15 protein-coding genes and 1 other RNA gene are annotated in these 13,927 nt (G+C 59.2%); 6 read left to right on the top strand and 10 right to left on the bottom strand.

The features are described from left to right. Positions 1-174: 174 nt before the first annotated feature. Together rnpB and rsmI are read right to left on the bottom strand one after the other, a co-directional pair. Positions 175-528, bottom strand: an RNA gene (rnpB, locus tag ACM6I6_RS26300) — RNase P RNA component class A. Positions 529-603: 75 nt separating this feature from the next. After that, positions 604-1,476, bottom strand: a complete 873-nt coding sequence (gene rsmI / locus ACM6I6_RS26295; RefSeq protein WP_274643041.1) for a 16S rRNA (cytidine(1402)-2'-O)-methyltransferase — start codon at positions 1,474-1,476, stop codon at positions 604-606. Between the two features lie 208 nt (positions 1,477-1,684). On the opposite strand from rsmI, the gene ACM6I6_RS26290 reads away from it, so the two are divergent. The 4 genes from ACM6I6_RS26290 (at position 1,685) to ACM6I6_RS26275 (ending at position 5,131) form a co-directional block, all read left to right on the top strand. Next, positions 1,685-3,496: a penicillin-binding protein activator gene (locus ACM6I6_RS26290; RefSeq protein WP_414920913.1), complete on the top strand. Its 1,812-nt coding sequence runs from the start codon at positions 1,685-1,687 to the stop codon at positions 3,494-3,496. Then, positions 3,496-3,858, top strand: a complete 363-nt coding sequence (locus ACM6I6_RS26285) for a YraN family protein (RefSeq protein WP_274074377.1) — start codon at positions 3,496-3,498, stop codon at positions 3,856-3,858. The genes ACM6I6_RS26290 and ACM6I6_RS26285 overlap by 1 nt, the downstream gene beginning before the upstream one ends. A gap of 104 nt (positions 3,859-3,962) precedes the next feature. Continuing rightward, positions 3,963-4,556 (top strand): phosphoheptose isomerase, encoded by a 594-nt coding sequence (locus tag ACM6I6_RS26280; RefSeq protein WP_007972584.1) that lies wholly within the window; start codon positions 3,963-3,965, stop codon positions 4,554-4,556. Next, positions 4,553-5,131 carry a BON domain-containing protein gene (locus ACM6I6_RS26275; protein WP_008147477.1) on the top strand — a complete coding sequence of 193 codons (579 nt, stop codon included), beginning with the start codon at positions 4,553-4,555 and terminating at the stop codon, positions 5,129-5,131. The genes ACM6I6_RS26280 and ACM6I6_RS26275 overlap by 4 nt, the downstream gene beginning before the upstream one ends. A 165-nt stretch (positions 5,132-5,296) precedes the next feature. Here ACM6I6_RS26275 and ACM6I6_RS26270 read toward each other — a convergent pair whose 3' ends face one another. The 7 genes from ACM6I6_RS26270 to rplM all read right to left on the bottom strand — a co-directional run bounded on the left by ACM6I6_RS26270 (position 5,297) and on the right by rplM (position 10,186). Further along, positions 5,297-5,710, bottom strand: a complete 414-nt coding sequence (locus ACM6I6_RS26270; RefSeq protein ID WP_046819002.1) for a ClpXP protease specificity-enhancing factor — start codon at positions 5,708-5,710, stop codon at positions 5,297-5,299. A gap of 16 nt (positions 5,711-5,726) precedes the next feature. Beyond that, on the bottom strand, positions 5,727-6,344 hold the full coding sequence (locus ACM6I6_RS26265; RefSeq protein WP_007972581.1) for a glutathione S-transferase N-terminal domain-containing protein: 618 nt from the start codon (positions 6,342-6,344) through the stop codon (positions 5,727-5,729). A gap of 150 nt (positions 6,345-6,494) precedes the next feature. After that, positions 6,495-7,277, bottom strand: coding sequence for a cytochrome c1 (locus tag ACM6I6_RS26260; protein ID WP_274074202.1), 783 nt, complete (start codon positions 7,275-7,277; stop codon positions 6,495-6,497). After that, positions 7,277-8,488, bottom strand: coding sequence for a cytochrome b (locus ACM6I6_RS26255; protein ID WP_008060256.1), 1,212 nt, complete (start codon positions 8,486-8,488; stop codon positions 7,277-7,279). Before ACM6I6_RS26255 ends, ACM6I6_RS26260 begins: the two co-directional genes overlap by 1 nt. Next, on the bottom strand, positions 8,488-9,081 hold the full coding sequence (gene petA, locus ACM6I6_RS26250; protein WP_414920912.1) for a ubiquinol-cytochrome c reductase iron-sulfur subunit: 594 nt from the start codon (positions 9,079-9,081) through the stop codon (positions 8,488-8,490). Before petA ends, ACM6I6_RS26255 begins: the two co-directional genes overlap by 1 nt. A gap of 269 nt (positions 9,082-9,350) precedes the next feature. Beyond that, positions 9,351-9,743 carry a 30S ribosomal protein S9 gene (rpsI, locus tag ACM6I6_RS26245; RefSeq protein WP_003228056.1) on the bottom strand — a complete coding sequence of 131 codons (393 nt, stop codon included), beginning with the start codon at positions 9,741-9,743 and terminating at the stop codon, positions 9,351-9,353. Positions 9,744-9,757: 14 nt separating this feature from the next. Then, positions 9,758-10,186, bottom strand: coding sequence for a 50S ribosomal protein L13 (rplM, locus tag ACM6I6_RS26240; RefSeq protein ID WP_003228062.1), 429 nt, complete (start codon positions 10,184-10,186; stop codon positions 9,758-9,760). 246 nt (positions 10,187-10,432) lie between these two features. On the opposite strand from rplM, the gene ACM6I6_RS26235 reads away from it, so the two are divergent. Continuing rightward, complete coding sequence (locus tag ACM6I6_RS26235) at positions 10,433-11,473, top strand: NADP(H)-dependent aldo-keto reductase (protein WP_323627057.1); 1,041 nt, start codon at positions 10,433-10,435, stop codon at positions 11,471-11,473. 103 nt (positions 11,474-11,576) lie between these two features. Here the strand turns inward: ACM6I6_RS26235 and ACM6I6_RS26230 are convergent, their stop codons facing one another. After that, positions 11,577-12,713, bottom strand: coding sequence for an acyl-CoA dehydrogenase family protein (locus tag ACM6I6_RS26230; protein ID WP_274074199.1), 1,137 nt, complete (start codon positions 12,711-12,713; stop codon positions 11,577-11,579). 222 nt (positions 12,714-12,935) lie between these two features. Here ACM6I6_RS26230 and ACM6I6_RS26225 point away from each other — a divergent pair, with 222 nt between their 5' ends. After that, the gene (locus ACM6I6_RS26225; RefSeq protein ID WP_274074376.1) at positions 12,936-13,856 is read left to right on the top strand and encodes a GlxA family transcriptional regulator; all 921 of its coding nucleotides are present in this window, start codon (positions 12,936-12,938) and stop codon (positions 13,854-13,856) included. Positions 13,857-13,927: the final 71 nt, after the last annotated feature.

Below are 13,927 nucleotides of genomic sequence, written 5' to 3'. Positions count from 1 at the left end.
AAACCGCCCAACAACTTGAATCAGCACAGGAGGCTGCGTTCAGAAGTTAAAGTGATTTATTAAGAGTAAGATTTTTTTGATATTACGAAAGTGATAATGAGGACGAATGTGAAAGGAGGGAAATTGCCATCATCGGACCCCTGCTCAATGATTTAAGCAGAGGGGAGAAAAAAGGTGGAGAGTCGATCTGTAAGCCGGGTTCTGTCTTGAACAGTCATTCGTCTACGATGGCCATCACTGGACATCTTTAGCAACCTACCCGGTCCCAGCGCGGGCCACGCCTTGGGACCCTATTTGGTCTTGCTCCAAGTGGGGTTTACCTAGCCACGAACTGTTGCCAGACGTGCGGTGCGCTCTTACCGCACCTTTTCACCCTTACCGGCGCCGAAGCGCTTAGGCGGTTATTTTCTGTGGCACTTTCCGTAGGCTCACGCCTCCCAGGCATTACCTGGCACTTCGCCCTATGGAGCCCGGACTTTCCTCCCCCCCCTAATTTTCATAGAGGGCAGCGACTGTCCGATCGACTCTCCGCCGCGAAGGTTACCGGCAGAGCGCCCGAAGAACAAGCGTTAAGCGCCGTTGCGCACGCCGGTGCGTCGGGTTTTACTCGCCCTTCTGTTTATCCAGCGCAATCTGATACAGCACATTCTTGCGTTCGCCGGTAATTTGCGCCGCCAACGCCGCGGCACGCTTGAGCGGCATTTCTTCGAGCAACAGATCGAGGATACGCATCGCTTCACTGCTGACCGCGCCCTCTTCCTCGGGGGCCGTCCAACCCGCCACCAACACCACGCACTCGCCGCGCTGTTGATTACTGTCCGACTCGACGAACTCGCGCAACTCGGCCAGCGGCAAGCCCTTGAGCGTTTCGAACGTCTTGGTCAGCTCCCGCGCCAGCAACGCCGGGCGCTCGGCACCGAACACCAGTTCCATGTCCTGCAGGCATTCGAGGATACGGTGCGGCGCCTCGTAGAAAATCAGCGTACGCGGCTCTTCCTTGACGAGCTCAAGACGCGCGCGTCGCCCCACCGCCTTGGCCGGCAGGAAGCCTTCGAAGATGAAACGGTCCGACGGCAAACCCGCCGCCGACAGGGCCGCAATCAACGCACAAGCTCCCGGCACAGGCACAACATTGATGCCCGCCGCACGCGCCTGGCGAACCAGGTGATAACCCGGATCGGAGATCAGCGGCGTACCGGCATCGGAAATCAACGCGACATCGTCACCCGCGAGCAGGCGGGTGATAAAGCGGCTACCTTCATCGCGCTCGTTGTGTTCATGACAGGCAGCCAGGGGCGTGGGAATGCCGAAATGCTGCATCAGGCGCTGGGAGTGGCGGGTGTCTTCAGCGGCAATCAAGGCCACCTCACGCAATATTTTCAGCGCCCGGGCACTGATATCGTCCAGGTTGCCGATGGGCGTCGCCACCACATAAAGCGAGCCAGCAGCGGAATTCAAAGCACCTGGAGCAGTCAAAGCGCACACCTCATGATCGATAAAACGGCCATTGTAGCGCGTAGCGACGTTCGCGATACGGGCAAGCAACACCCGCTTTTGCAGGCTTTTGTAGCGCACGGCAACATTTACACCAGCTAAATTGATCGTTTCTTACCAGCAACATCGCGCCCCGGCCAGTGCTTGGGTACAATTCCACGCTAATTTGATCGAGTATCAGGAACACTACATGATCGCTTGCCTGCGGCTGTTCTCTGCCCTATGCCTCGCTGCCTTGCTGGCGGCTTGCGCCAGCTCGCCCTCCTCCAGCCTTGGCGAACTTCCACGGACCCCGGATGCCAGCATCGAGCAACTGCTCGAAAAGGCCGCCCAAAGCAAAACGCCGGAAGACGCGGCACTGCTACGCCTGAGCGCAGCCGACCTGGCCTATCATCAGGGCAATGCCGGCCAGTCCGCGCAGATCCTGCAACAGGTGCCCGTTGAAACACTCAAGCCAGGCCAACAGATCTTCGCCAACACCCTGGCGGCTGAACTGGCCATGACCCGCAACCAGCCGAAAGCCGCGCTGACCGCCTTGAGCCACCCGAGCTTCCAGCGCCTGGGCGAGATGCCGGAAGAGCAACAGGTCCGCACCGGCACCGTTCGCGCCCGCGCCCTTGAAGCCGATGGCCAGACCCTGGCCGCGGCAAAGGAACGCATTTTTTTCGCACCGATGTTGAGCGGTGAAGCGGCGAGCAAAAACCACGAGGCCATCTGGACCCTGATCGCTTCGCTGCCGACCGAGCAATTGCAGCCGACCACCGACGACAATCTTGGCGGCTGGATGGCCCTGGCACTGGCGGTAAAAACCGCTGGCACTCTTGAACAGCAGCAGGCGGCGATCGACAACTGGCGCGCCCAGAACCCGAAACACCCGGCCGCCCGCCAGCTGCCGCTGCCACTGACCAACCTCAAGGACCTGGCCAGCCAGCCCCTGAATAAAATCGCCCTGCTGCTGCCGCAGGACGGCCCGCTGGCGTCGGTCGGCAAGGCATTGCGCGAAGGCTTCATGGCCGCCCACTACCAGGCACAACAGTCCGGACAGAAACCGCCGGCCATCGAGTTCTACGACAGCTCGCGCCTGACCTCGCTCGACGAGTTCTATCGCAAGGCCCAGGCCGATGGCGTGCAACTGGTGGTAGGTCCGCTGGAAAAACCGCTGGTCAAACAGCTGAGCGCCCTCCCGCAGCTGCCGATCACTACCCTGGCCCTGAACTACAGCGAAGGTGCTCAAGGTCCGGCCCAGCTGTTCCAGTTTGGCCTGGCCGCTGAAGACGAAGCCCGCGAAGTCTCCCGCCGCGCTCGCGCCGACGGCCTGCACCGCGCCGCCATCATGGTGCCGAAAGGCGAATGGGGCGACCGCGTACTCAAGGCGTTCAGCCAGGACTGGCAAGCCAATGGCGGCAGCATAGTCGCCACCGAGCGTGTCGACCAGCCGGTGCAACTGGCCCAGCAGATCGCCGACATGTTCCAGCTGCGCCAGAGCGAAGGTCGCGCCAAGAGCCTGCAAAGCACCGTTGGCTCGCAGGTAGCCGCCCAGCCGTCGCGTCGCCAGGACATCGAGTTCATTTTCCTCGCTGCCACGCCGCAACAGGCCCAGCAGATCAAGCCGACCCTGAACTTCCAGTACGCCGGTGACGTTCCGGTCTACGCCACGTCCCACGTCTTCAGCGCCAGCGGCGACGTCAACCAGTACAACGACATGAATGGCGTGCGCTTCTGCGAAACCCCATGGCTGCTGGACGCCAACGATCCGTTGCGCCGCCAGGTCACCGCGCAATGGCCTCAAGCGGGCGGCAGCCTGGGCCGTTTGTACGCCATGGGCGTGGACGCCTACAGCCTGGCACCCCGCCTGGGCCAGCTCAAGGCCCTGCCGGACAGCCGTATCGAAGGTCAATCGGGCAGCCTGAGCATGACCCAGAACCAGCGCGTCGTGCGCGAGCTGCCGTGGGCGCAGTTCGTCAATGGTCAGGTTCAACGCCTGCCGAACACCCCACGCTGATGCCTGAAAGGTCACGCCAGCAATGCGGTAAAGATGCCGAGCGCCATGCGCTCGAGCATCTTCAGCGACAAGGCCTGCAGCTACTGGCGCAGAACTGGTTGTGTAAACGCGGCGAGCTTGATCTGGTCATGCTGGAGGGCGATACAGTAGTATTCGTTGAAGTTCGCTACAGAAAAAACACTCAATGGGGTGGCGCGCTCGATAGCATCGATGAGCGCAAACGGCAAAAACTGATTTTTGCCGCGCAGTATTTTCTTCAGCGTGAGTCGCGCTGGGCCAACGCCCCTTGCCGCTTCGACGTGGTTGCGATCGACAGCGACCTCGATCAGTTGAACTGGTTGCAAAATGCCTTCGACAGCTGATTGCCTACGCCCCGAACCGGACACCACCACTCAACAATTTTGCTCTTTGCTTTGCGGGCTGCACATTCACGTGCCGGACAGCCGCGCTCATTAAGGTCACACAGATGGACATGCAATCCCGAATTCGCCAGCTTTTTCAGGCCAGTATCGACACCAAGCAACAGGCGATGGAAGTACTTGCACCGCACATCGAGCAAGCCAGCCAGGTGATGGTCAACGCCTTGCTCAACGAGGGCAAGATGCTTTCCTGCGGCAACGGCGGCTCTGCCGGTGACGCACAGCACTTCTCGTCCGAGCTGCTCAACCGCTTCGAACGTGAACGCCCGAGCCTGCCAGCCATTGCGCTGACCACCGACAGCTCGACGATCACCTCGATCGCCAACGACTACAGCTACAACGAAATCTTCTCCAAACAGATCCGTGCACTCGGTCAGCCGGGCGACGTACTGCTGGCGATTTCCACCAGCGGCAACTCGGCCAACATAATTCAAGCGATCCAGGCCGCACATGATCGCGAAATGATTGTCGTAGCATTGACCGGTCGCGATGGCGGCGGCATGGCGTCGCTGCTTTTGCCCGAGGACGTCGAGATTCGCGTTCCGGCCAACGTCACCGCACGTATCCAGGAAGTCCACCTGCTGGCGATCCATTGCCTTTGCGATTTGATCGACAGCCAACTGTTCGGGAGTGAAGAATGACCCCTAATCGCCTCGGCCTACTGGCCCTGACCCTATGCCTCGGCATCAGCGGCTGCACCTCGGTGGTCAATGCCAGCCGTGAAGCACCGATTGAAGATGACCGTGGCACCCGCACTTTCGGCAGCAAGATCGACGACTCATTGATCGACACCAAGGTCGGCGTGAACATCGCCAAGGCCGATCCGGCCCTGGACAACGACTCGCACATCGTCGTCACCAGCTTCAACGGCGTCGTACTGCTCGCCGGGCAAACCCCGCGTGCCGACCTCAAGGCCAAGGCCGAACAGGCTGCTGCCGCTGTTCAGCGGGTCAAGACGGTGCATAACGAACTGCAGGTGCTGCCACCTTCCGGCTTCCTTGCCCGCCAGAACGACACCTGGCTGACCTCCAAGATCAAGACCCAGATGCTCACCGACCCGAACATCCCCGGCTCGCGCATCAAGGTGGTGACCGAGAACGGCATCGTTTACCTGCTGGGGTTGTTGACCAAGCAGGAAGCTGCACAGGCGACCAACCTGGTGCAGGGGGTTTCCGGGGTGCAGAAGATCGTCAAATTGTTTGAATACATCGACTGATCTTTGTTTGTCGGGGATGGCGACGCTGGAACGCCATCGACCTGTAGGAGCCGGCTTGCCGGCGAAGGCGTCATTAAACATTGCGCTGGTCTTTCGACCGCTTTCGCCGGCAAGCCGGCTCCTACAGTGAAATAAAAAGGGCGATCCTTGCGGATCGCCCTTTTTTTATTTCACCACCTTCAAGCTCGGTCGACCGCTCGGTCGCGGCGGCTCGCTGTCCGGAGGCGGGATATCGTCATCCGGCTCGATCTCTTCCTCGTCCTCCAGGGGCGACTCCAGATCGAACACCATGCCCTGGCCATTCTCCCGGGCGTAGATGCCCAGGATCGATGCGATAGGCACGTACAGGGTATGCGGTACCCCACCGAAGCGGCCTTCGAAGCTCACCGCCTCGTTGTCCATGTGCAAATGACGCACGGCCTGTGGCGATACGTTCAGGACGATCTGGCCATCGCTGGCAAAACCTTGCGGCACCTGCACCGAGGGATACTCGGAATTGACCAGCATGTGCGGGGTGCAATCGTTATCAACAATCCACTCGTAGAGCGCACGGACCAGATAAGGTCGACTGGAGTTCATAGCGGCTCCTTAAGCCTTAGCGCATGTCGCGTTCGACACCAGACAGACTCGCCTGGAAAGCCTCACGCGCAAACTGGCGCTCCATGTAATCAAGCAGCGGCTTGGCTGGCCGCGGCAGTTCTATACCCAGAATCGGCAATCGCCAGAGTATTGGCAATAGGCAGCAATCCACCAGGCTTTGTTCCTCACTGAGGAAAAATGGCTTGTCGGCAAACAGCGGCGACACGCCTGTCAGGCTTTCACGCAGCTCTTTACGCGCCACGGCGCGCGCTGCTTCCTTGGTCCGCGAATCCAGGATCAGATCCACCAGACCACACCAGTCACGCTGAATACGATGAATCAGCAAACGACTGTTGGCACGCGCCACCGGATAGACCGGCAACAGCGGCGGATGTGGGTAACGCTCATCCAGATATTCCATCACCACCGTAGACTCCCACAACGCCAGGTCACGATCGACCAGCGTCGGCAAGCTGCCGTAAGGGTTCACTTCGATCAGTTTAGGCGGCTGGCGACCAGCCTCAACGTAAATGATCTCAGCGCTGACACCCTTCTCTGCCAGTACGATTCGCACTCGGTGGGAATAGTGGTCGGCGGGGTCGGAGTAACAGGCCAACCGATTGGTCACGCCCATGGCGATCCTCCTCGCTTGTTGAAATTATCGGAAGCGGAAAAACGAGCGCGCCCAGAGGGCGCCTCCCGTAACGCCTGGTTCACCAGGCTCGTTACACCTTCAGAGGCGCCCTTGGGCGCGCGCGATTAACAGCAATTGCTTGAAGCTTTATCAGTGCACATCTTTCCAGTATTCGCGCTTGAGCAGATAAGCGAATACGAAGAAGAACGCCAGGTACAGCAATACGTACGTACCGATGCGCTGATGTTGCAACTTAACCGGGTTAGCCGAGTAAGCCAGGAAGGTTACCAGATTCTTGACCTTCTCATCGAACTGCTCTTCGGTCAGGGCGCCACTCTTCGGCACGATGGTCAGCTGATCGCACGCTTCATGGGTCAGCGGCGTACCGGTCAGCGGATCATATTGCTTCTTGCCGTCCTCGACGATCTGCACCTGCTTGCAACCGACGACCTGACGACCCTGCAGGCCGACCAGTACGTTAGGCATGCCGACGTTCGGGAAGACCTTGTTGTTCACACCCCAAGGGCGCGACGGGTCTTCATAGAACGACTTCAGGTAACCGTAGAGCCAATCGGTGCCACGAACACGAGCGACCAGGGTCAGGTCGGGCGGCGCCGCACCGAACCAGGTCTTGGCGTCAGCCGGCTGCATGCCGATGTTCATGTGATCGCCAATCTTGGCGCCGGTGAACACCAGCTTGTCGAGCATCAACTCGTGCGGAATGCCAAGGTCATCGGCAACACGCTCGTAACGCTGGAACTTGGCGCTGTGGCAGCCCATGCAATAGTTGGCGAACGTACGCGCGCCATCCTGCATCGCCGCCTTGTCAGCCACGTCGATGTCGACTTTTTCCAGCTCGGGGCCACCGTGCTCTGCTGCGAAAGCGAACACCGGCAGGGCAGCAAGCATCAATACAGCAAATAGTTTTTTCATCAGCCAGTCACCCTTTCCGGAACCGGTTTGGTCTTCTCGAGCCTGGTGTAGAACGGCATCAGAATGAAGTAGGCGAAGTACAGGAAGGTACATACCTGCGACAGCAGCGTACGGCCCGGAGTCGGCGCCAGGACACCCAGCACGCCCAGGATCACGAACGAAATGCAGAATACCCAGAGCCAGATCTTGCTCATCCAGCCCTTGTAGCGCATCGACTTGACCGGGCTACGGTCCAGCCACGGCAGGACGAACAGCACGGCGATGGCCGCACCCATGGCGATTACACCCAGGAGCTTGTCCGGAACCGCACGCAAGATCGCGTAGAAGGGCGTGAAGTACCAGACCGGAGCGATGTGCTCTGGGGTCTTGAACGCGTTCGCCACTTCGAAGTTCGGCTTCTCGAGGAAGTAGCCGCCCATTTCCGGGAAGAAGAACACGATCGAGCAGAAGATGAACAGGAACACCACCACGCCGACGATATCTTTCACGGTGTAGTACGGGTGGAACGCGATACCGTCCAGCGGCACGCCGTTTTCGTCCTTGTATTTCTTGATGTCGACGCCGTCCGGGTTGTTCGAACCGACTTCGTGCAAGGCCAGGACGTGCAGCACCACCAGGCCGAGAATCACGATCGGCAAGGCCACCACGTGCAGGGCGAAGAAGCGGTTCAGGGTGATCCCGGAAATCAGGTAGTCACCACGGATCCACTGGGTCAGGTCGTTGCCGATGACCGGGATCGCACCGAACAGCGAGATGATCACCTGGGCGCCCCAGTAGGACATCTGGCCCCAAGGCAGCAGGTAGCCCATGAAGGCCTCGGCCATCAGCGCCAGGTAGATCAGCATGCCGAACACCCACACCAGCTCGCGCGGCTTCTGGTACGAACCGTAGAGCAACCCACGGAACATGTGCAGATAGACCACGATGAAGAACGCCGAAGCGCCGGTGGAGTGCAGCAGGCGCAGGATCGAGCCGTACTCGACGTCGCGCATGATGTACTCGACGGAAGCAAAGGCCTCTTCCGCCGAAGGGGTGTAGCTCATGGTCAGCCAGACACCGGTAACGATCTGGTTGACCAGGACGAGCAGCGCCAGGGAGCCAAAGAAATAGAAGAAGTTGAAGTTTTTCGGAGCGTAATACTTGCTGAGATGGTCTTCCCACATCTTGGTGGCGGGAAAGCGCGCATCAACCCAATCCATGAACTTGCTCATCACGCGTTCTCCGTATCGACGCCAACGACGATGATGTCATCGGTCTCATAGGAATGCGGGGGAACTGGCAGGTTCAAAGGCGCAGGTTGCGACTTGTAGACGCGGCCAGCCAGGTCGTAGTGGGAGCCGTGGCAAGGACAGAAATAGCCACCTACCCAATCCTTGCCCAAGTCGGCGGGAGCGACTTCGGGACGGAAGGTCGGCGAGCAACCCAGGTGCGTGCAGATACCGATCAGCAGCAGGACCTCAGGCTTGATCGAACGGGTTTCCGGATCAACATAGGTTGGTTGAGTCGAGTTCTTGGAGGTCGGGTCAGACAACTGGCCCTCGATCTTCTTCAGATTCCCCAGGATTTCCGGCGTACGGCGGACGATGAATACCGGCTGGCCGCGCCACTCAGCAATCATCTGCTGGCCTGGCTCGATCTTGCTGACATTCACTTTCACCGGTGCACCTGCGGCTTTCGCCTTGGCACTGGGAAACCATGACCCCACGAACGGGACCGCAGCCCCCACCGCTCCTGCAGCACCCACCACGGATGTGGCTGCTACCAAGAAGCGACGCCGGCCTGCATTCACGCCGTCATTGCTCATTCAGTCCTCTCCCATCAGCTTTGTGGCCTGTTAAATCAGGCATCTACTAAGTAAAACTCTGTACTTATAAAAATTTTGCCGAATGGTAATGAAAAGCCCCAATTCTGACAAGGTAATTACCCCGAGGCACCACTGCCAAGCCTTGGAGTATAGGGGCTCTGCTGATGTGGCAAGTTGTCACAGCGCAATTCTTTGAGAAAATCACAGGCACAAAAAAACGCCCAGCTCCGTGAGGAAACTGGGCGTTCTTTTTTGAACGTGGAAGCGAATTAACGCTTCGAGTACTGCGGACGCTTACGCGCTTTACGCAGACCAACTTTCTTACGTTCAACTTCACGTGCATCGCGGGTTACGAAGCCGGCTTTACGCAGAGCGCTGCGCAGAGTTTCGTCGTAGTCCATCAGAGCGCGGGTGATGCCGTGGCGGATTGCGCCAGCTTGACCACTCACACCACCGCCGATCACGGTGACGTAGATGTCGAACTTCTCGACAGTCTCAGTCAATTCCAGCGGCTGACGAACTACCATGCGGGCAGTTTCGCGGCCGAAGAAATTATCCAGCGAACGGTTGTTGATGGAGATGTTACCAGTACCCGGACGCAGGAAAACGCGTGCGGTTGCGGTCTTGCGACGGCCAGTGCCGTAATTTTGAGTCGCCGACATAATGAACTATTCCGTTAAATCTTCAGTTCTTGGGGCTGCTGAGCAGTATGAGGGTGTGCAGCGCCCGCATAGACTTTCAGCTTACGGTACATGTCGCGACCCAGCGGGTTCTTAGGCAGCATGCCTTTGACCGCGGTCTCGATCACGCGCTCAGGGGCCTTGGCGATCAGCTTTTCAAAGTTGATCGACTTGATGCCGCCCGGGAAACCGGAGTGGGAGTAGTACATTTTGTCAGTGGTTTTAGCGCCGGTAACACGGATCTGCTCGGCGTTGATTACGACGATGTAGTCGCCGGTGTCAACGTGAGGAGTGTACTCAGGCTTGTGCTTGCCACGCAGACGGCTCGCGATTTCGGTGGCCAGACGACCCAGGGTCTGACCAGCAGCGTCGACGACAAACCAGTCGCGCTTTACTGTTTCCGGTTTAGCAGTAAAAGTTTTCATTCTTTATAGCCTCAGGGGCCGCCCTGTAAATTAGACGGCGGATCTTACTGAATAGTGCGTACTTTGACAAGTCAAAGGCAGCCGGATACAGACGCTTTCGGGGGCTCGGGTCGGCGCGTCCGTTCAACGGCAAGATTCTTCGGCGGCGGCGCATCACTTCCACTGCAGAAAGAGGTGCGCAATTATGCAGATTGCGAAAAATAATTCAACCTGCTTTTATGATTGTTTTGCCCAGGGGAGCACCCGATGGACTATCGCCAGCTAGGCCGAACCAACCTGAACGTGAGCGCAATCTGCCTCGGCACCATGACCTGGGGCGAGCAAAACAGCGAGGCAGACGCCTTCGCCCAAATCGAGCGAGCCAAGGACGCCGGGATCAACTTCATCGATACCGCCGAAATGTACCCGGTGCCGCCCAAGGCCGAAACCTATGCCACCACCGAGCGCTACATCGGCAATTACTTCAAAAGTCGCGGTGACCGTGCCGACTGGATCCTCGCCAGCAAGATCGCCGGCCCGGGCAACACCATCGACTACATCCGCGACAAGAACCTGCGACACAATCGCCAGCACATCACCGAGGCCGTGGATGCCAGCCTCCAGCGCCTGCAGACCGACTACATTGACCTGTACCAGCTGCACTGGCCGGAGCGCAGCACCAATTTCTTCGGGCAGTTGGGCTACAAGCACCAGACCGAAGCCAACCTGACGCCCCTGGAGGACACCCTCGAGGCGCTGGACGAACAGGTCCGGGCCGGCAAGATCCGCCACATCGGCCTGTCCAACGAAACGCCGTGGGGCACCATGCGGTTCCTGGCCCTGGCCGAGCAACGCGGCTGGCCGCGCGCGGTGTCGATCCAGAACCCCTACAACCTGCTCAACCGCAGCTTCGAGGTCGGCCTGGCGGAAATCGCCATCCGCGAACAGTGCGGCCTGCTCGCCTATTCGCCGCTGGCGTTCGGTTTCCTGTCAGGCAAGTACGAAGGTGGGGCGCGCCCGCCAAAAGGCCGTCTGAGCCTCTACAGCCGCTTCAGCCGCTATTTCAACCCACAGTCGGAAGCGGCCTGCAGCCGTTACGTCGCTCTGGCCCGTGAGCACGGCCTGGACCCGGCGCAAATGGCCCTGGCATTTGTGACGCAACAGCCGTTCGTGACCAGCAACATTATCGGCGCCACGACACTGGAGCAACTGGACAGCAACATTGCCAGTTTTGATCTGAAGTTGTCGGAGGAAGTACTGGAAGGGATCGAGGCGATCCACAAGGATCACCCGAATCCTGCGCCATAACCCGCACCTGTAGGAGCGAGCTTGCTCGCGAAAAACCTGAGCACACCGCAGGGTGTCAGGCTTTCAGCGTTATCGTTGACGCCCATCGCGAGCAAGCTCGCTCCTACAATGACCTGGCAATTATCTCCTTCATGATTTCATTGGTCCCCGCATAAATCCGCTGCACCCGCGCATCCGCCCACGCCCGGGCGATCGGGTACTCCCACATGAAACCGTAGCCGCCATGCAACTGCACGCACTCGTCGAGCACCTTGCATTGCAGGTCCGTGCCCCAATACTTGGCCATCGCCGCCGTCGGCACATCGAGCTTGCCTTGCAGGTGCAACTCCAGGCAGCGGTCGACAAAGACCCGGCCGATCTGGATCTCGGTCGCCATCTCGGCGAGCTTGAACCGGGTGTTCTGGAAGTCGGCAATCGCCTTGCCGAACGCCTTGCGCTCGCGGGTGTAGTCCAGTGTCCATTGCAACGCCGCCTCGGCTGAAGCCAGGCCGCCGATGGCGACGGTGAGGCGCTCCTGCGGCAACTCCTGCATCAAATACGCGAAGCCCATCCCGGCCTGACCCAGCAGGTTTTCCTTGGGCACCCGCACGTCCTGGAAGAACAGTTCCGAAGTGTCCTGGGCTTTCATGCCGACCTTTTCCAGACGCTTGCCCTTATCGAAGCCGGGCGTATCGGCCTCCACCAGGAACAGGCTGGTGCCCTTCGCGCCCGCCTTAGGATCGGTCTTGGCGACGACGATCACCAGGTCGGCGAGGAAGCCGTTGGTGATGAAGGTCTTCGAGCCGTTGATTACGTACTCGTCGCCATCGAGCACGGCGGTGGTCTTCACCCCTTGCAGGTCGGAACCGGCGCCGGGCTCGGTCATGGCGATGGCACTGACCATCTCGCCAGACACCAGTTTCGGCAGGTATTTGTGTTTCAGCGTTTCACTGCCGTAATGCAGGATGTAGGGCGCAACGATGTCCGAATGCAGGGAGAAACCGATACCGGTCAGCCCCAGGCGCCCCACCTCTTCGATGACCACCGCGCTGTACAGGAAGTCTGCCCCCAGCCCGCCGTACTGCTCCGGCAGATGCGAGCACAACATCCCCGCCTCCCCTGCCTTGTTCCAGAGTTGACGATCGATATAGCCCTGTTTTTCCCATTGCCCGTGGTACGGCACTGCTTCTTTTTCGAGGAACGTTCGCACACTGTCGCGAAAAAGTTCGTGCTCGGAACTGAACAAGGTTCTGGGAATCATGCGGCACCCTTTTCTTTGTTGTTAGAAGGATTGGACCTTCAGAGACTATGCCTCGTGTCCGATACAGGACACTGGACACATCCGACAAAAAATAAGACGATCCAGCCGTCTGGTGACCACTTTCCCCTATAAGAATAAAGTTGAATTATGTCTAACCAAGCCTCCACGCCTCTACGGCGCGTCAGCATCCTGGCCATTGACCGGGTTTTCGCTTCCACCCTCATGCAGGCCAAGGATTTCTTCCACCTCGCCAGCCTGCGCTACGGCAAACAACTGGGCCACGGCCTGACTCCCGCGTTCGAAACCCGACTGGTCAGCCCCGACGGCAAACCGGTCAACACCTTCAGCGACGTGATGATCCCGGTGGATGGCGGCCTGGAAAATGCCGACATCATCGTCATCCCCGCGTTCTGGGACGATTTCGATACCCTGAGCAAACGTTATCCACAGGTCCTGCCCTGGCTGCGCCAGCAACATGCGCGGGGCGCCGTACTGTGCGGCGAGGCCACCGGCGTGTTCTGGCTTGCCGAAGCCGGCCTGCTCAATGGCAAGGAGGCGACCACCTACTGGCGCTTCTTCAATGCCTTTGCAGAGCGTTTCCCGAAGGTCCAGCTCAATCAGGACAAGCACCTGACCGACGCCGACAACCTGTATTGCGCCGGCGGCACCACCTCGGCATGCGACCTGTACATCTACCTGATCGAACGCTTCTGCGGCGCCAACGTTTCCCAGGCCGTGGCGCGCGACATCCTCTATGAAGTGCAACGCAGCTACTCGCCGGGAAGAATCGGCTTCGGCGGGCAAAAGCTGCACCAGGACGTGATCATCCTGCAGATCCAGCACTGGCTCGAGGAACACTTCGCCGACAAATTCCGCTTCGAAGACGTCGCCCGCGAACACGGCATGAGCATCCGCAACTTCATGCGTCGCTTTCAGACCGCAACCGGCGACAAGCCGCTGCACTACCTGCAGCGACTGCGCATCGAAACCGCCAAAGGCCTGCTGTCCGGCAGCCGCAAGAGCATCAAGACCATCAGTTACGAAGTCGGCTACGACGACGCGAGTTTCTTCGCACGCCTGTTCCGCCAGCACACGGAGTTGTCGCCGAACCAGTATCGGCAGCAGTTTCAGCAAGCAGCTTGAGCCAATGTAGGAGCTGCCGCAGGCTGCGATCTTTTGATTTTCAAGATCAAAAGATAGCAGCCTGCGGCAGC

The sequence above is a fragment of the Pseudomonas sp. IT-P218 genome, from assembly GCF_949767605.1.
GTDB lineage: Bacteria > Pseudomonadota > Gammaproteobacteria > Pseudomonadales > Pseudomonadaceae > Aquipseudomonas > Aquipseudomonas putida_AE.
This window is presented reverse-complemented; position numbering and strand designations above follow the sequence as displayed.